At 66.6% G+C, this 16,969-nt stretch carries 16 protein-coding genes; 6 read left to right on the forward strand and 10 right to left on the reverse strand.

The annotated features are described in order from the left end of the window. Positions 1 to 22 precede the first annotated feature (22 nt). Entirely contained in the window at positions 23 to 787 is a 765-nt protein-coding gene (gene modA, locus MKW15_RS00200; protein ID WP_240854973.1) for a molybdate ABC transporter substrate-binding protein, read from the reverse strand. Further along, entirely contained in the window at positions 787 to 1,188 is a 402-nt protein-coding gene (locus MKW15_RS00205; protein WP_240854974.1) for a TOBE domain-containing protein, read from the reverse strand. Before MKW15_RS00205 ends, modA begins: the two co-directional genes overlap by 1 nt. Before the next feature lie 297 nt (positions 1,189 to 1,485). Between MKW15_RS00205 and MKW15_RS00210 the strand changes: the two genes are divergently transcribed. Both MKW15_RS00210 and MKW15_RS00215 read left to right on the forward strand, forming a co-directional pair. After that, positions 1,486 to 2,517, forward strand: a complete 1,032-nt coding sequence (locus MKW15_RS00210; RefSeq protein ID WP_240854976.1) for an ATP-binding cassette domain-containing protein — start codon at positions 1,486 to 1,488, stop codon at positions 2,515 to 2,517. Continuing rightward, positions 2,514 to 3,359, forward strand: a complete 846-nt coding sequence (locus tag MKW15_RS00215; RefSeq protein ID WP_276614449.1) for an ABC transporter permease — start codon at positions 2,514 to 2,516, stop codon at positions 3,357 to 3,359. The genes MKW15_RS00210 and MKW15_RS00215 overlap by 4 nt, the downstream gene beginning before the upstream one ends. A 204-nt stretch (positions 3,360 to 3,563) precedes the next feature. Here the strand turns inward: MKW15_RS00215 and MKW15_RS00220 are convergent, their stop codons facing one another. Next, complete coding sequence (locus MKW15_RS00220) at positions 3,564 to 4,742, reverse strand: ROK family protein (protein WP_240855542.1); 1,179 nt, start codon at positions 4,740 to 4,742, stop codon at positions 3,564 to 3,566. 674 nt (positions 4,743 to 5,416) lie between these two features. Here MKW15_RS00220 and MKW15_RS00225 point away from each other — a divergent pair. Then, on the forward strand, positions 5,417 to 6,463 hold the full coding sequence (locus tag MKW15_RS00225) for a sigma-70 family RNA polymerase sigma factor (protein ID WP_240854977.1): 1,047 nt from the start codon (positions 5,417 to 5,419) through the stop codon (positions 6,461 to 6,463). 37 nt (positions 6,464 to 6,500) lie between these two features. Here the strand turns inward: MKW15_RS00225 and MKW15_RS00230 are convergent, their stop codons facing one another. Further along, the gene (locus MKW15_RS00230) at positions 6,501 to 6,917 is read right to left on the reverse strand and encodes a VOC family protein (protein WP_240854981.1); all 417 of its coding nucleotides are present in this window, start codon (positions 6,915 to 6,917) and stop codon (positions 6,501 to 6,503) included. A gap of 107 nt (positions 6,918 to 7,024) precedes the next feature. Between MKW15_RS00230 and MKW15_RS00235 the strand changes: the two genes are divergently transcribed. Beyond that, positions 7,025 to 7,738: a histidine phosphatase family protein gene (locus MKW15_RS00235; protein WP_240854982.1), complete on the forward strand. Its 714-nt coding sequence runs from the start codon at positions 7,025 to 7,027 to the stop codon at positions 7,736 to 7,738. A 15-nt stretch (positions 7,739 to 7,753) separates the two neighbouring features. Here the strand turns inward: MKW15_RS00235 and MKW15_RS00240 are convergent, their stop codons facing one another. The 5 genes from MKW15_RS00240 to MKW15_RS00260 all read right to left on the reverse strand — a co-directional run bounded on the left by MKW15_RS00240 (position 7,754) and on the right by MKW15_RS00260 (position 12,300). Continuing rightward, positions 7,754 to 8,497, reverse strand: a complete 744-nt coding sequence (locus MKW15_RS00240; protein ID WP_240854985.1) for an SDR family NAD(P)-dependent oxidoreductase — start codon at positions 8,495 to 8,497, stop codon at positions 7,754 to 7,756. A gap of 27 nt (positions 8,498 to 8,524) precedes the next feature. Further along, the gene (locus tag MKW15_RS00245) at positions 8,525 to 9,550 is read right to left on the reverse strand and encodes a phosphotransferase family protein (protein WP_240854986.1); all 1,026 of its coding nucleotides are present in this window, start codon (positions 9,548 to 9,550) and stop codon (positions 8,525 to 8,527) included. Next, positions 9,547 to 10,758 carry an acyl-CoA dehydrogenase family protein gene (locus MKW15_RS00250; protein ID WP_240854990.1) on the reverse strand — a complete coding sequence of 404 codons (1,212 nt, stop codon included), beginning with the start codon at positions 10,756 to 10,758 and terminating at the stop codon, positions 9,547 to 9,549. Before MKW15_RS00250 ends, MKW15_RS00245 begins: the two co-directional genes overlap by 4 nt. Before the next feature lie 101 nt (positions 10,759 to 10,859). After that, positions 10,860 to 11,555, reverse strand: a complete 696-nt coding sequence (locus MKW15_RS00255; RefSeq protein WP_374245723.1) for a TetR/AcrR family transcriptional regulator — start codon at positions 11,553 to 11,555, stop codon at positions 10,860 to 10,862. 16 nt (positions 11,556 to 11,571) lie between these two features. Beyond that, a complete protein-coding gene (locus MKW15_RS00260; protein ID WP_240854992.1) occupies positions 11,572 to 12,300 on the reverse strand; it encodes a TetR/AcrR family transcriptional regulator in 729 nt (242 codons plus the stop codon). A gap of 86 nt (positions 12,301 to 12,386) precedes the next feature. On the opposite strand from MKW15_RS00260, the gene MKW15_RS00265 reads away from it, so the two are divergent. After that, positions 12,387 to 13,358: an oxygenase MpaB family protein gene (locus MKW15_RS00265; RefSeq protein WP_240854996.1), complete on the forward strand. Its 972-nt coding sequence runs from the start codon at positions 12,387 to 12,389 to the stop codon at positions 13,356 to 13,358. 11 nt (positions 13,359 to 13,369) lie between these two features. Here the strand turns inward: MKW15_RS00265 and MKW15_RS00270 are convergent, their stop codons facing one another. Beyond that, positions 13,370 to 14,650, reverse strand: coding sequence for an alpha-hydroxy-acid oxidizing protein (locus MKW15_RS00270; RefSeq protein ID WP_240855002.1), 1,281 nt, complete (start codon positions 14,648 to 14,650; stop codon positions 13,370 to 13,372). Between the two features lie 74 nt (positions 14,651 to 14,724). Between MKW15_RS00270 and MKW15_RS00275 the strand changes: the two genes are divergently transcribed. After that, positions 14,725 to 16,968, forward strand: a complete 2,244-nt coding sequence (locus MKW15_RS00275) for an MMPL family transporter (RefSeq protein WP_240855004.1) — start codon at positions 14,725 to 14,727, stop codon at positions 16,966 to 16,968. Position 16,969: the final 1 nt, after the last annotated feature.

A 16,969-nucleotide genomic window follows, 5' to 3' on the forward strand; every position in this document is an offset into this window, starting at 1 on the left:
CGGCTGCCGATGCGGAGTCGGGTCAAGGTTTACCGAATCCGGCGTCCGCCAGGATCTGCTGCCCCTGCGGTCCCAGCACGAGTTCGATGAACTCCTTGCCGAGCGCATCACCGGGAGCGCCCTGCACGGTTGCGATCGGGTACTTGTTGACCACAGCGGCGAACGCGGGGTCGGTGACGGTGGCGACCTTGTCACCGGCGGCCTTGGCGTCGGTCACGTACACCACTCCGGCATCGGCCTGACCCGTCGTCACCTTGGTGAGCACGGCGGTCACCGACTGCTCCTCCGATGCGGCATTAACGGTGACGCCGGTGTTCTTCTCGACGGTGTCGGTGGCGTTACCGCACGGCTGCGCGGACTGGCAGACCACAGTGGTCACGCCGGGCTTGTTGAGATCGGCAAACGAGTTGATGCCCTTGGGGTTTCCGGGTGCGGTAACGATGACGAGGGTGTTGGTGGCGAAGATCTTGGGGTCCACGGCCTGATCGCCGAGCTTGTCCATGTTCTTCTCGTCGGCACTGGCGAACACGTCGGCGGGCGCACCCTGCTTGATCTGATTGACCAGCGTCGACGACCCGTCGAAGGACAACTTGACGGTGACCCCCGCGTGCTGCTTCTGGAACTCGTCGGCGATGGCCGTGAACGTCTTCTTGAGCGATGCCGCGGCCGACACGTTCAGCGTCGTCGGGGTGGCGCTCGCGGGCGTCGAACTGTCGTCGTCCGACGAACAGCCGGCGACCGCCAGCAACAGTCCCGCCACCGACAGCGCAGCCAGAATCCGTCTCATCAGCTCTCCCGCTTCTTCTCCACGATCACGGTCGTCGCCTTGACGACCGCCGTTGCCACCACGCCCGGTTCCAGGCCCAGTTCCCGCGCCGCGTCGGCGCTCATCAGCGACGTGACCTCGAACGGCCCGCACTGCATCGTCACCTGCGCCATCACCCCGTCGATGACCGCTTCGGTCACGAGTCCGGTGAAGCGATTGCGCGCCGACCGCAGCACCCCGGAGTCGTCGTCGGGTGCCGTTCCGGCGCGACGCTGTGCCAGGGCGGCCAGTTCGACCCCGTCGACGGCCTGCACCCCGCCGTCGTCGATCGCCGACAGCTCACCCGCGCTGATCCAACGGCGCACGGTGTCGTCGCTGACGCCGAGGAGGACCGACGCATCGCGTACTCGTATGGCACCCACGGGGAGATGATATCCGCATCTGCGGAGAAATAGGCGGGAAGTGTCCGCGCATACGAATTGCACGGTCGCGAAGCCCGCTCCCCGACGGTGCGACTCATCCCACCGAACAATGACGCGGGTCTGTCAGACCACGCCCGTACCATCGACACCAGTGCATCCGATTTGTCCGTTTTTGCAGGTGGCAGCACACACCGATGAGTTTCCGGATCGGCGTGGGTCTGCCCCTGTGTTCGCCTGTCGCAGGCGAGCGGAAAAACCCTTCGCCATTGTCCGACCACCTCGATAGCGTGGAGAAACATGACCTCACCCACAGCCCCGGCACCGATGACAACGCGCACCGCCCCCGACGCCGACGTCGCCATCGAAGCCATCGACCTCGTGAAGCGCTTCGGCGACTTCACCGCCGTCGACGGCGTGAGCTTCACCGTCCCCCGCGGATCCGTGCTCGGCCTGCTCGGACCCAACGGTGCAGGCAAGACCACCACCGTCCGGATGATGACCACGCTGTCCCCACCCACCAGCGGCACCGCCCGGGTCGCCGGACACGACGTGACCGCCGAACCTGACGCCGTCCGCCGGAGCATGGGTCTGACCGGGCAGGCGGCTACCGTCGACGAGATCCTCACCGGCCGCGAGAATCTGCGCATGATCGGCGGGCTGTACGGGATCGGCCGACGCGATCTGGCTCGTCGGGGCGATCAACTGCTCGAACAGTTCTCGCTGACCGAGGCGGCCAACAAACAGGTCAAGTCGTATTCGGGCGGTATGCGTCGCCGGCTCGACCTGGCCGTCAGCCTCCTCGCAGCACCACCGGTGCTGTTCCTCGACGAACCGACAACCGGCCTCGATCCACGGAGTCGCTCGGAGCTGTGGGACGTGCTGCGCGGCTTGGTGTCTCAAGGAACCACGTTGCTGCTGACCACACAGTACCTCGAAGAGGCCGATCAACTCGCCGACGACATCGTCGTCATCGACAAGGGCAAGATCATCGCGCACGGCACCCCGATGCAGCTCAAACAACAAGCGGGCGCGGCCAGTCTGGTGCTGACCGTCTCCAACGCCGACGACCTCCCACAGGCGCAGGCACTGCTCGCCAAGACCGGCGCGGAGGTCTTCGTCGACGAGGGCGCCCGCCGACTCACCACCGCCGCAAGCGGACTCGCCGACCTCAATCGCGTGGTCGCCTGGTTCGACGAAAGCGGCATCGCCGTCGACGACCTCGGGCTCGCACGCCCCAGCCTCGACGACGTCTTCCTGTCGCTCACCGGTCACCGCGCCGAAGACGCCGACGAGAACTCCGATTCCACCGACGAGGAGAACGACCGATGACCACCACCGTGACACCCGGGTCGGCGGTAACGGAGATGCCGGCCACCCATCAGACCAACATTGCTCAGCAGGCCTGGATCATGGTGAAACGCAACATGATCCACACCAAGCGGATGCCCGAGATGCTGTCCGACGTGACGATCCAGCCGATCATGTTCGTGCTGCTGTTCGCCTACGTGTTCGGCGCCTCGATCCAGACCGAGAGCGCGTCGTACAAGGAATTCCTGCTGCCCGGCATCATGGGGCAGACCATCGTGTTCACCGCTTTCATCGTCTCCACCGGCATCACCGCCGACCTGGAGAAGGGCATCATCGACCGCTTCCGGTCGTTGCCCATCCACCGGTCGTCGGTGCTGATCGGTCGCAGTATCGCGAGCCTGTTGCATTCGTCCATCGGCATCGTGGTGATGGCCATCACCGGACTCGCCATCGGCTGGCGTATCCGCGGCTCCTTCGTCGACGCCGTGCTCGCCTTCGCCCTGCTGATCCTGTTCGGGTTCGCGATGATCTGGTTCGGCATCCTGATCGGCTCGTGGCTGCGCTCGGTGGAGGCGGTCAACGGCTTCATGTTCTCGGTGCTGTTCCCGATCACGTTCCTGTCCAACGCCTTTGTCCCCACCGACCCGATGCCCGACTGGCTACAGACGATCGCCGAGTGGAACCCGATGTCGTCGCTCGTGCAAGCCATGCGCGTGCTGTGGGGCAACGGGCCCGCCTACGGCCCCGAAGCTGCGTGGCCGATGCAGCACCCGGTGGCCGCGACGCTGATCTGGTCGGTGGCGCTGACCGTCATCTTCGCCCCGTTCGCACTGCGCGCCTACTACAAGCGCACCTCGGATTGAGCTGAGCCTCGCGCACCCGGCCCTCCCACTCCCTGAAGTGCGAGGACCGCAAGCGACGAGCCTCCTACCGCTGCCTGAGGAGCGAGGAGCGCTAGCGACGAGCCTCGAAGGCCAGGTGAGACGACAATGTCATCGCGCCAGGGGCTTCGAGGCTCGCAGGCTCGCACCTCAGCCAGCGGGAGGGACTCTTCGCGTCACCAAGGTCTACGCCGTGAGGTTCACGGCCTCCAGCGGATCGTTGTAGATCGCGTCGAGCGACACCGCGCCGGCAGCCTGCTGCTGCACGGTCGCACCCGAATGTGACACGCGCACATCGCGTCTCGGGGATACCGAGGTCTCGCGCACCGCCTTGGCCACCACCGGGAGGGTCGCCGGATAATCGGTGAACGCCTGACCACCCAGGATGATGTGGTCGGGGTTGAAGATGTCGGCGACCAGGCCGATGGTGCGGCCCAGCACGCGAGCACGTTCTTCGAGGATCTCGCGCGCAATCACGTCACCGTCGCGCGCCAGGACGTGCACGTCCTCGATCTCCGTCACCGGCAGACCAGCGGCCCGCGCGGCCTCGACGATGCCGGTGTCGCTGACCGTCGCTTCGAGTTCCCCGGTACGCGCCGGGTCCAAGTGCTCGGTGGTGCCGGTCGGGAAGTGACCGATGACCGGCGGGCCCGCGGTCGGGGTGTGCACCGTTCCGCCAACACTGAACGCCACGCCGACCATCTCGCGCGCATAGAAGTACAGAAAGCTCGACTTCTCCTCGGCCGACTTCGCATCGTCGGGATTGACCACGAGTTCGGCGGCAGCCATGGCCTCGACATGGGAAGCCACCGACACCGGCAGGCCGAGGCTTTCGGCGATGACCCGACCCACGGGTGCGGCCTGCCAACCGAGCCGCGGATGGTCGACGACGCCTCCGGTCCCCACGCGACCACCGATGGCCACACCGGCCCACAGCACCCGACGACCGGTCCAGCGCGCCGAGAACCGGCGGGCGCTTGCCCCGATGGCGGCTAGCGTGGCCTCCGGCGATTCGGCCACCGGGGTGGGGATCTGGATGGCGCCGACGACGCGGTGCAGCAGATCGTGCGTGGTGATCGAGGTGACCTTGTAGCCGATGTGGATGCCGACGGTCAGGAAGTCGGTGACGTTGATCTCGAACGGCAGGCGCGGACGCCCGATGGCGCCGGCCGGCGCCAGGTCGGCACGCTCACGAATGAGCCCGGCCCGCAACAGTGCGCCGACCTGACGGTTCACCGTCGAGATCGACAGTCCGGTCCGTTCGGCTGCGTCGTCGCGGAAGAGCGGGCCCGACAGGCGTGCGGCCCGCAGCACCAGTGCGGCCGGCTTGGTGGACAGCTCCAGATGCGGCGTCGCGACATGCACTCCCGCATCTCCCTTCGCCGCCCGTGGCCGCTGCGTGGGCCGCGGTCGCTGTGCCTGTTCACGACGACGCGTGTCGGCGAGGCGCTGCCGTTCCAGCGAACGTGAACCGTAGGCCAACGGTACGGGCTGGCGGGTGGGACTGGCACCGCGACGCGTCGGAAGCGGGGTGGTGCGGACGGTCGGGGTGGCGGAGGTCGCAGTTTGGGGGCCGAGCGTGGTGGTCATTGAGTGTCCTCGTCGAAAGCGCCACGTCCACGACGGACGGGCGGGGGCTGAAAGGAGTTCGAGACAGTCGACCCGGGAGAAGGGGTCGGGAATCAGCGCATTCGACAACAACAGAGCACACGGGCGAACGGCAGCCGACAGCCGAGAGCGGTCGTCACATAGGTGACCGCCAAGAGGCTGCTGCGGGCGTTCGTCATGGCGATCAAGCTAGCAACGGCCCGAGACATCTGGCAAGCACCCGGTGCAGGTCCGAGCCGGTTTTCGGAGAGAGCGCACACTCGTTCACCGGCGAGAATAGGTCGATCCGGGGCCCGTGACGCCGGTTAGGTTCATGATGATCCCAAATCGGGGGCTGCGTGATGCGTCGACCTCGGCATCGACCTCGGCGAAGCCACGACGATCGTCGGCGAGCGGTCGAGGTTGTCGGTACCAGCGAGTAGATTGTGAGCATGACCACAACCGCGTCCACCACCGATTCCGACGCCGAATTCCTGCAGGTCACCGAGCCCTTCCGGCGTGAGATCATCGCGCACTGCTACCGGATGATGGGGTCGCACCACGACGCCGAAGACCTCACCCAGGAGACCTACCTGCGCGCCTGGCGGGGATATCCGAAGTTCGACCATCGATCGTCGGTGCGTACGTGGCTGCACAAGATCGCCACCAACACCTGCCTCACCGCGCTCGGCAGCAAGCAGCGTCGTCCGCTCCCGTCCGGTCTCGGTGGTGACGCGTTCGACCCCGCCGACGACCTCCTCCAGGATCACGAGGTCCCGTGGCTGGAGCCGTTCGCGGGCACCGTCGACGACATCTCACCCGGAGACGACGCCGATCCCGCGTACGTGGTCGGGGCCCGCGAATCGGTGCGGCTGGCGTTCATCGCAGCGCTGCAGCACCTGCCCGAACGGCAACGCGCCGTGCTGATCCTGCGCGACGTGCTGCAGTGGAAGGCGGCCGAGGTCGCCGACACCATCGGGGTCACCACCGCGACCGTCAACAGCCTGCTGCAACGCGCCCGCGAACAGCTGAAGAACGCTCGGCCGGTGCAGGAATCGCCCGGGACGCTCGACGACGACGCCAAGCGTGAACTGCTGGCGAAGTACGTGTCGGCATTCGAGCGCTACGACGTCGACGCCATCGTCGACCTGTTCACCGACAAGGCGATCTGGGAGATGCCCCCGTTCACCGGTTGGTACCAGGGCCCAGAGGCGATCGGCATCCTCATCCGCGGCAACTGTCCCGCCGAGGGGCCCGGCGATCAGATCCTGCTGCCGACCGTCGCCAACAGCCAACCCGCATTCGGGCTGTACATGCGCGAACCGGACGGCGTCCACCGCCCCTTCCAGTTGCATGTACTCGAGTTGGACGAGTCGGGGAAGGTCTCCTACGTCGTGGCCTTCTTCAGCGACACGATGGAAGAGGACTTCGCGCGGTTCGGCCTCCCGGCCGCACCGTACGACGCACCGGCCCGGACCGCGCCCAGCCCCTGGCACTGATTTCGTAGCAATAGTGTGTGCTGGGCACGCACTATTGCTACGAATCCGGGTTCTGCGGGATCGACGCCGGATCCATGAACACGATTTCCCAGGCGTGACCGTCGGGATCGCAGAAGCTGCGGCAGTACATGAAGCCGAGGTCGTCGGCGTCGCGCAAGAACGATCCTCCACCGGCGAGGGCGGCGTCGGCGAACCGGTCGACCTCGCTGCGTGAATCGGCGGAGATCGCCAGCAGCGCCTCGCGACCGGTCGTCGGATCGGCCACCCGCCCGGCGGCATAGCCGGCGAACCGACCCCGCTCGTGCAGCATCACCATGGTCGCGTCGTTGACGATCATGCACAGAGTGCCCTGGTCGCAGAACACCGCGTCGAACCGGAACCCCAGCTTCTCGAAGAAGATCCTTGACCGCGCCGGGTCGGCGACGGGAAGGTTCACGAACATCATCGGTGGCACAGCGGGTCTCCTGGGCGGAGCGCGATGGGAAGTCCGGGTTCGGGGCGCCCCACAAGGGCAGACCCGCCCGGCACCGAGAATTCATCGGCGCCGCATAGGGTGCAGGTATGGGTGTGATCTATCTGGTTCGGCACGGTCAGGCGAATGCGCTGGCATACGGCATCGACGACGCGAGCACTGACGTGTCGAACGGGCCCGGCGGTCTTACTCGCGTCGGCGACATGCAGGCCAAACTCACCGGCGCCGCGCTCGCCGGTCAGGTCGAGGCCATCACCGCGGCCATCAGCGGAGACCTCCCGCGGCAACAGCAGACGCTCGCCGGTGTGCTCGCGGCCTTCGACAACCCACCAACGCCCACCGTGGACGCCGACTGGAACGAGTACGAGCTGCCCGCCCTGGTGGGGTCAGCGAGCGCCGAACTGTTCCGTGACGGTCGGAGCTATCAGCGCCAGCTCGACGCCGGGCTTGCGCACTGGATTTCCGCCGGCGAAGCCGGCACATCCACTTCCGCCGACGAGACCGACGGCCCGGACGAGACATACGCGCATTTCTCCGGTCGCATCAGCGACGCCGCGGCTCGCGCTGCCGAACTCGCCGGTTCGGGTCAGACCGTGCTGGTCGTGTCGTCGGCCGGTTCGATCACCCAGTGGATCGCCCAACTGTGGGACATCCCCGCGCAACGTTGGCCCGCGATGGCGCGCACCATGGTGAATGCCTCCATCACCAAGCTGATCGTCGGTCGCAGCGGGGTGTCGTTGGTGTCGTTCAACGAGCACGGCCACCTCGCCGACCGCGAGGGTGGGGTGTCGACGTTCCGCTGAACGTGGCGGCGCGGTTCAGGCGCGATGCAGATTGCTTCCCGGCCGGGTGAGAACAACGTTGGGCAGCACCGCATATCGGGACAATTGCGTGACCGAGTGGGCGATGGTCGCGACGTCGCCGACGGTGATCATCTCATCGCCGGGGATGGTGTCCTTGAGCCAGTCGGACATGTCGGTGTCGACGTAGCCGGGCGCGATCGTCGTGGCGCTCACTCCGCGCTCGGACTCCTCGAGATTGAAGGTCTCACACAGGGAGATCAGTGCGGCCTTGGTGGCGCCGTACGCCGACAGCTCCGGCTCCGGATACACGCCCGTGATCGACGCCACGGCAATGACTTTCGCCGCCCCGGCAGCTTCAGCGGTGGTTCGCAGCGTCGGCAACAGCGACTGCAGCAAGATGTACGGCGCCCGCACGTTCACCTGATACAGACGATCAAAGCGACGCACGGGCAGGTCGGCGACGGCACCCTTCTGCCCCATCCCGGCGTTGATGATCAGCGCATCGCATCGGCCGAACGCTGCCGCATGCGAAGTGGCGAGCGCCTCAACGGCTTCCGGATCGGTCATGTCGGCCGGGATCACCTCGATGCGACCTGCACCGTGCTCGCGCAATTCTGCCGCCCGCTTCTCCAGGGCCTCCCGGCCGCGCGAGCTGATGGTGAGATCCCAACCGTCGGCGGCAAACCTCTCGGCGATGGCGGCGCCGATGCCGCGCGACGCGCCGGTGACCAGCGCAACCTTGTAGTCTGAATCAGCCATTTTCCTGGTCCCCCTATGACTTTCGTTCTATGCCGACGTGCTGACGTGTTTGATTCCCGCTGCGATGAACTCCGCGGTGGCCTCGGCGGCGTTCTCCGCACCGTCGCCCGACGATGCGCCGGCGAGAGCGCGGTGGGTGATGCCCTCGGCGATCACGCCGAGCTTCAGGTTCGCCAGGCCGAGATAGAAGTCCCAGTCACCGAGGTCCACACCGGCGAAAGTCGCATACTTCTGCGCGATCTCGTCGGCCGACGGGTAGCGGTCGCTGGTCCAGGCCGCCTCGAATCCGAGCACCGTGTCGAAGATGGGCTGGCGATAGACGCACATCAGGGCGACGTCGGTGATGGGGTCGCCCAGCGTCGACATCTCCCAGTCCACCACGGCCTCGATGCGTCCCGGATCGTCGGCTGCGATGATCGTGTTGTCCACGCGAAAGTCGCCGTGTACCACGGTTTCCCGGGACTCAGACGGCACCCGTTCGGACAATGCCGCGACGAGCTTGTCGACGTCGGGCAACTCGCGGGTGTGCACGTGTCCCCACTGGCGTGCCCACAACTTGACCTGCCGGGCCGCGAATCCGGCTGGGCGGCCGAACTCGCCGAGCCCCACGGCGCGGTAGTCCACGGCGTGCAAGTCGGCCAGCGTGCGCACCAGCGCATCGATGTTGGTGACCACGTCGGCATCGGAGTACGCCTCGAGGTCTGCCGCGGTACGCACCACGCGACCGTCGATGAACCCGACGATCGTGCACGGCGCACCGATCGCGGAGCCATCCGAGTCGAAGGCCACCGTTGTCGCGACCGGAACCGCGGTGTCCTGCAACGCCGAGGTGACCGCCCACTCGCGTCCCATGTCATGAGCCGACGGCGTGAGCCCACCGGTCGGCGGCCTCCGCACCACCCACCGCGACACCCCGTCGGTCACCGCGTAGGTCAGATTCGACTTCCCGCCGGAGATCAGGTCGACCTGCAGCTCACCCTGCACCGCGACGTCGGAGTCGATCAGGAACTGCCGCAACCGATCCGCGTCGAGCGCGGACTCCACGGCCGTCACTGTGCGGCCGCCTGCAAAGCCTTGCGTGCACGCCCGACCGCGCGTCGGGCGATGGCCCAGCGGTGCACCTCGGACGGACCGTCGTAGATACGGAACGGACGCAGCTCCTGCTGCAGCCGCGCCAGGGGCAGATCCTCGGAGACGCCGAGCCCGCCGCACATCTGGATGCTGCGATCCGCGATGCGCGAATACGCCTCGGCGGCAAAGGTCTTGGCGATCGAGGTCTCGTTCGACGCGTGGTTGCCCAGATCGAGTTCGTGACATGCCTTGAGCAGCAACGCACGTGTCGCGGCGAGGTCGATCTCGTTGTCGGCGACCATCTGCTGGATCATGCCGAGATCGCCGAGCTTGCCGCCGAATCCCTCACGCTGCGCGACGTAGTCGAGCGCGACGTCGTGGCAGCGGGTGGCCGCTCCGAGCCAGCGCATGACGTGGGTCATGCGCGCCGGCCCCAGCCGCACCTGCGCGTAGCGATAGCCTTCGTCGACCTCACCGAGGATGTCCTCGTCGGGCACAAAGACATCCACGAAGTCGACCTCGCAGTGCCCGCCGATCATCGACTTGTCGGTGGTGTGGATGTGGCGCTTGACCGTGATGCCCTCGGTGTTGCCGGGGGCCAAGAACATGGTGGCGCCGCCACGGTCGCCGGGTTCGCCTGCGGTGCGCGCCATGATGATGTAGAAGCCTGCGCCCTCGGCACCGGTGATGAATCGCTTCTCACCGTTGATCTTCCAACCACCGTCGACCTTGACTGCCTTGGTGCGCAACGCATTCGGGTCGGCACCGGCACCCGGCGACGGTTCGGTCATCGCGAAGGCCGACCGGACCTCGCCGGTGGCCAGCGGCCCCAGGTACTTCTGCCGCTGCTCCTCGCTGGCGATGTGCGCGAGCATGTGCACGTTGCCTTCGTCGGGTGCGCCGATGTGCAGCGCGACCGGACCGAAGGTCGAGTAGCCGGCCGCCTCGAAGACGGGCGCGCGGTCGCGCATGTCGAGGCCGAGGCCACCGAACTCGACCGGCGCGTGCGGCGCGAAGATGCCTTCCGCCTTGGCCTTGGCGTTCATCTCCCGACGGAGGTCGTCGCCGCCCGCTGCGGTGATGTCGCCGGCCGCCTCGTTCTCGATCGGCAGGACGTACTCACGGACAAAGCGTCGGGTCTTCTCGACGAGATCGTCGATCTCGGAATCGTGACGCAGGTCTATGGGCATCGTCTCTCCTCGCGCATTCAGTGACAGCATGCCGACCGAGCGATCGTTCGGCATGCCATACGATGCCAGCCCAGGCGGTCCGGGTCAAGTGCGGAGAAGCTTCAGGAATCGGCAGGCGCGTGATACCCGACCGTTTGGCGGGCGAGTTCCAGGTTGCGGGCGATCAGTTCGTCGGCGCCCAGATCGCCGTCGAGCTTGAACCATGTCGACACCCCGACACACATGGTGGTCACGGCACGACTGGCGTCTTTGGGGTACTTCGTCGCGAAATCGCCCGCGGCGACACCGGCGAAGACGATCTCGTCGACCATCCGCTGCTGCCGGTCCCGATGCCCGATGTAGGTGTCGCGATAGCTGTCGTCGAGGCTGCGGATCTCGGTCGACCCGACGAAGGCCTGCTCACGTCGGTACATGTGGAACCGCAAGAGCGATTCGACCACCGCGTCGAACTGCTTGACGGGCTCGGGTCCGGCCTCGGCGATGGCGAGTTCGGACCGCGCCAACAGATCGGTCATCGTCCGCTCGAGCAGGCCCTGCAGCAACGACTGCTTGGACGGGTAGTGGTGATAGAGGCCGGGCACCGACAGGTTGGCCCGCGCGGCGATCTCACGTACCGACGTCCCGTGATAGCCGTGCTCGGCGAATGCGGCCAGCGCCGCTGCCAACGGAACCGGTAGCTCGGCCTCGCCGTAGTCACGCCAGTGACCGGTCGCACCGGCTTCTCCCGGAGACACCGATGCGAGCGAAGACTCGGGCTCCGCTTGCTGCACGTCCGCCTCCCCGGCCCGGCCTGTCATGGCTACCAACATAGCCTCACGCGCTGTGCGTGGTGCCACCGCCATTCACCGGAGGATGGATCAGATCGCCCGCGCCGAACAGCTCGGCGGGTGAGAGCAGCAGTGCGACGCTCAACTTGACGATCTCGTCACGGGTCATGCCCACGTCACCCTCGACCCAGGCCGCGAGCAGTCGGCTCAGCCCGCCGACCTGGTAATGCGCCACCCCGAACGCGGCACCCGGACCGAGCACGCTGTCGAGGTCGATGACGCCTGACGCGCTCTGCAGCGTGAGACCGGCAAACAGCGCCGTCGATTCCATCCGCTTGGCGGCGATCACCGGACTCAGCAGTGATTGCGAGAACATCAGCCGGCCTTTACGACGATCGGCGTCGATGATGTCGACCATCGCAGCAACGCCACCGCGCACCTTGGACACCACGTCGGCGCCATCCTCGAACGCCCGCAAACCCGCGTCGGCGATGTCGGCGATGACCTCGTCGTAGAGCACGGCGACCAACTCGTCGACCGATTCGAAGCTCTCGTAGAAATAGCGAGCGGTGAGGCCCGCACGCCGACAGACGCCACGCACGGTGACCGGCGAAGGTTCGTCGTCGCCGAGCAGGTCGAGGCATGCGTCGACCAATGCGGAACGACGCCGAGCGACCCGGGTGTCACCGCCTTCGCCGCCATACGCACGAAGAGTGCCGCCCTGCTCCGCGCCACTGGCCGCCCGGCTCGACGATGCAGAGGATTTATAGGCCATAAGTCCATATTGACACGCCAGTAACTTAGGCGTTGTAATAAACAGGAAACAGACGTTTTCAGAATTTCGTCTCAAGGGGGTACCTCATGACAACGCAGCCCATCAGCAGCGGAAACGCCGCACTGTCGCTGGACGACACGAGTGCGCCGATGACCATCCTGCCCACCAGTGCAGACGCGATTCCCGATGCTTTCGCCGCCGAGAAGCCCGACACCGAGTACATTCCGCCGGCCGCGCGGATGAGCCGCGCCGAGCTCGATGCACTCCCCACCGAACTCGACATGATCGGTGCGGGCGTCCTGGCCGGCCCGGCCAACGTCATCATGCAGCTCGCCGTGCCGGCGGTCGGGTACGGCGTCGCCGAGTCCAAGGTCGACAGCGGCAACCTGTTCAAGCACCCCGTCAAGCGCACCCGCACCACCCTCAGCTACCTCGCGGTGGCGGCCATGGGCAGCCCGGAGGACCGCAAGGCCTACCGCAAGGCCGTCGGCAAGGCGCACGCGAAGGTGCGCTCCACCCCCGACAGCCCGGTGAAGTACAACGCCTTCGACCCGAAGCTGCAGCTCTGGGTCGCCGCCTGCCTGTACAAGGGCACCGAGGACGTCCTGCGCATCTACGGCGGCCGCACCGAGGTCACCGACGCCGAGTATCAGGCCGGCGCCGTCATGGGCACGACGCTGCAGGTGCCCCGCGAGATGTGGCCGGCCACCCGCGCCGACTTCGAGGAGTACTGGCAGACCACGGTCGCCGAACTGGAGATCGACGAGACGATCCGCGACCTTCTGCTCTCGATCGCGCGCGCCGAGTTCGCCGGCCCGGTGGTCTCCGGCCTGTTCGGCTGGTGGACCGAGATCATGACCCTCGGCTTCCTGCCCGTCGAGTTCCGCGACAAGATGGGTGTGCGGATGGCGCCGTGGCAGAAGCTGATCTTCAACGCCCACAACGCGGTGGTCCGCGCGATCATCACCCGCGCACCGCGCCGCCTGCGCGCATTCCCCTACAACATCCTGCTCGCCGACGTCCGCTGGCGAATCCGCACGGGTCGTCCGCTGGTCTGATTCGCGGGTAGCTACAACCGACGCAACGCGTCCCGATCAAGGTCGGCGACGCTCGTGTGGCCGGAAAGTCCGAGCGTGAGATCGAGTTCGGCGATGATGTCGGCGACCACGTCGCGAGCCCCGTCGGCTCCGGCGATCGCCAGCCCGTACATGTGCGGACGACCGATGCACGCGGCATCGGCACCCAACGCGAGTGCTTTGAATACGTCTGCGCCCGTATAGATTCCCGAGTCGATCAGCACCTTGATCCGACCGTCGACCACCGGGGCGATCGCGTCGAGCGCATCGATGGAGCTGATCGCACCGTCGACCTGCCGCCCACCATGGTTCGACACGACGATCCCGTCGACCCCGACGTCGACGGCGCGTCGGGCGTCGTCGGGATGCAGAACACCCTTCAGCAGGATCGGCAGCGACGTGCGGTCGCGCAGTCCCTCGACGTCGGCCCAGTTCAGCGACGGCCGTGAATAGATGTCGAGGAAGGTCTGCACCCCGACCCTCGGCTCCGGAGCGCGAAGATTTGCCAGCAGCTTTCCTGGAGTGTTGCGGGCGATGGAGAACAACGTCGCGATGGCTCCCAGGCTCACCTCGGGGCGTTCGGCATCATCGGTGGACGCGACCCGTTCGGCGACGATCTCGGCGAACCGGGGATCGGACGTGTATTGCGCGATGCCCTCACCGCGCGCGAAGGGCAGCGAACCCAGATTGAGGTCCTGTGGCCGCCAGCCGAGCATCGTGGTGTCCAGTGTTACGACGACGGCTGCCGCGCCCATCGCCTCGGCCCTCGACAGCAGACTGTCGACGAGGTCGTCGTCGGTGGACCAGTAGAGCTGGAACCACCGCGGGGCGCCTGGCGCGACGGCCTCCATCTGGCGCGCCACCCGCTCCATCGACGCACTGCCCTGGTTCGAAAAGATATAGGGCACACCGATTTCCGCGGCTGCGTGACCGATGTGCACATCCGCGTCGGGCGCGGCCAGTGACCCGGCACCCACCGGCGCGAAGAGGACGGGCGCGGGCAGCTTCTGCCCGAACAACTCGATCTCCAACGTTCGTTCGGAGACGTCGCGCAGGACGCGCGGCACGATCGCCCACTTCTCGAGTGCCGCCCGGTTGGCGTCCATCGTGCGTCCTTCACCGGCGCCGCCGGCGATGTAGGCCCACGCCCGGTCGGACATGGCCCGACGGGCACGACGCTCGAGTTCGGCGAAGTCGGTGGGTACGCGCGGGGGTCGGCGGTGGATTCCGGCGGTGTAGATCTCGTTCTGTCGCACACGTCCCAGACCGGCCATGGCGTCACCCTACCGATCCGATGGTGTTCCGCGGATATCGATAGGCTGGCTTACAACGAACCTCGGGAGGGAACGTGGCACTCGCGCTCTATCGACTCGGTCGATTCGCATTCCGCAAGAAGTGGTGGTTCATCGCCGCCTGGCTGGTGGCGTTGTTCTCGGTCGGTGCGATCACCGCCGCCGCGGCACCCAAGTTCGCCACCGACTTCGAACTCCCCAACACCGACTCCGACCGTGCGATGTCGGTGATGAAGACCGACTTCCCGGCCTTCAACGATCAGCTGCTCAAGTCCCCGACGACGGTGGTGATCGCGGCCGACGACGGTCTCGCGAACCACGAAGCCCAGATCTACGCGCTGGTCGGCAAGCTGCGAGCGCTCCCGCACGTCGTCATGCCCGAGCAGACCGTCAATCCGGTCGCCGCGGCGGCCGCGAATCCGAAGCTGGCGTCGCTCTTCATCGGCGACAACGGCAAGGTCGGCCTCATCAAGATCCAGCAGGACATCCCGCGTGAGGATCTCACCGTCGACGACATGGAGCAGTTCAAGGACATCCTCGCCGAATCCAGCGGCAACGGACTCCAGGTCGAGGGCACCGGCGCGCTCATGCAGGTGCAGGAACAAGGCGGTGCTGCCGAGCTGCTCGGTTTCGCCATCGCCTTCGTCGTGATGATCGTCGCGTTCGGAGCACTCGTGGCGGCGTTCATCCCGATCATCACCGGCATCGTCGGGGTCGGCCTGACGATGCTGCTGGTTACCCTGAGCGCAAAGTTCATGGACGTGCAGCAAAGCGCCACCGCCATCATCACGATGCTCGGCATCGCCGTATCGATCGACTACGCGCTGTTCATCGTGTCCCGCTACCGGTCGGAGTTGAACATCGGTGGCACCCGTGAGGCAGCTGCGGGACGCGCCGTGGGCACGGCCGGGTCGGCCGTGGTCTTCGCCGGTCTCACCGTCATGGTCGCGGTCGCCGCACTGAGCGTCGTGGGTATCCCGTTCATCACCCAGATGGGTATCGCCGCGTCGTTCGCGGTGCTCATCGCAGTCCTGGGCGCCATCACCCTGATCCCGGCGCTGCTCGGCGCGTTCGGGCGGTTCGCCTTCAAGCCGCGCATCCCGGGTATCCGGCACGGCGACGAGCCCGACGACCAGCCGTCGAACGGCCTGCGCGTCGGCCGGTTCATCACGCGCTACCCGCTGCCCGTCGCGATCATCGGCCTCGTGTTGCTCGCGGTCGCGGCCGGTCCGATGACCCGTCTCGAGCTCGGCATGGACACCACGTCCGACGCCGAATACTCGGCCACCGCACTGCTGCAACGCGGCTTCGGTGAGGGCGTGAACGGCGAACTGTTCGTCGTCGTCACCGACGCCGACGGCGGCAATGTCGCACCGGCCGCCGATGCCGTTGTCGCCCATGCCAAGACGCTCGACAACGTAGCCAACCCGAGCCAGATCACCTGGGTGGGCAACGGGCCCAATCCCGCCAATTCGCAGGAGGGCGCAACCGCTGCGCTCATCACGGTGACACCCGAGAAGTCACCGTCGGGACCCGAGACGCACACGCTGATGGACCAGCTGCGCGACTACGCCAAGGACGCCCCGAACGGCGCCACGGTGAATGTCGGCGGACAGACCGCGATTCTGTCCGACATCTCCGACAAGCTCAGTTCGGCGTTGATCCCGTTCCTGCTTCTCGTCGTCGGACTCGCGTTCATCATCCTGATGGTGGTGTTCCGTTCGATCCTGGTGCCGCTCACCGCGACCATCGGCTTCCTGTTCTCCGTCTGCGCGACGTTCGGGGCAACGGTACTGATCTTCCAGGAGGGCTACTTCGGCCTGATCGAGCACACCAAACCGGTGATCTCGTTCCTGCCGATCTTCCTCATCGGTGTGGTCTTCGGCCTCGCAATGGATTACCAGGTCTTCTTGGTGACCCGAATGCGCGAGGAGTACGTCCACGGGGTGTCGGCCAAGGACTCGGTCATCATCGGCTACCAGCACGGTGCGCGTGTGGTCACCTCCGCCGCACTGATCATGATCTCCGTGTTCGCCGCGTTCATGCTCGCCCCGGACACCATCGCCAAGATGATGGGATTCGCGCTTGCGGCCGCGGTCTTCTTCGACGCCTTCGTGATTCGGATGATGGTGGTCCCGGCGGTGACCGCCCTGATGGGCGACGCCGCCTGGAAGCTGCCACGATGGCTGGACAAGATCCTGCCCAACGTGGACGTGGAGGGCACCGCCATCCGCGAGATCCCGATCGAGGACTCCACCGACCCCACGGACGAACGCAAGCCGGCACCCACTCCGGCGTGAT

The sequence above is a fragment of the Gordonia gummivorans genome, from assembly GCF_022513585.1.
Classification (GTDB): Bacteria; Actinomycetota; Actinomycetes; order Mycobacteriales; family Mycobacteriaceae; genus Gordonia.

Coding starts and splice junctions, on each gene's coding strand:
- MKW15_RS00225 (WP_240854977.1), top strand. CDS start 5,417: ATGACCACAACCGCGTCCACCACCGATTCCGACGCCGAATTCCTGCAG.
- MKW15_RS00260 (WP_240854992.1), bottom strand. CDS start 12,300: ATGGCCTATAAATCCTCTGCATCGTCGAGCCGGGCGGCCAGTGGCGCG.
- MKW15_RS00240 (WP_240854985.1), bottom strand. CDS start 8,497: ATGGCTGATTCAGACTACAAGGTTGCGCTGGTCACCGGCGCGTCGCGC.
- modA (WP_240854973.1), bottom strand. CDS start 787: ATGAGACGGATTCTGGCTGCGCTGTCGGTGGCGGGACTGTTGCTGGCG.
- MKW15_RS00210 (WP_240854976.1), top strand. CDS start 1,486: ATGACCTCACCCACAGCCCCGGCACCGATGACAACGCGCACCGCCCCC.
- MKW15_RS00235 (WP_240854982.1), top strand. CDS start 7,025: ATGGGTGTGATCTATCTGGTTCGGCACGGTCAGGCGAATGCGCTGGCA.
- MKW15_RS00250 (WP_240854990.1), bottom strand. CDS start 10,758: ATGCCCATAGACCTGCGTCACGATTCCGAGATCGACGATCTCGTCGAG.
- MKW15_RS00215 (WP_276614449.1), top strand. CDS start 2,514: ATGACCACCACCGTGACACCCGGGTCGGCGGTAACGGAGATGCCGGCC.
- MKW15_RS00255 (WP_374245723.1), bottom strand. CDS start 11,555: ATGACAGGCCGGGCCGGGGAGGCGGACGTGCAGCAAGCGGAGCCCGAG.
- MKW15_RS00265 (WP_240854996.1), top strand. CDS start 12,387: ATGACAACGCAGCCCATCAGCAGCGGAAACGCCGCACTGTCGCTGGAC.
- MKW15_RS00270 (WP_240855002.1), bottom strand. CDS start 14,650: ATGGCCGGTCTGGGACGTGTGCGACAGAACGAGATCTACACCGCCGGA.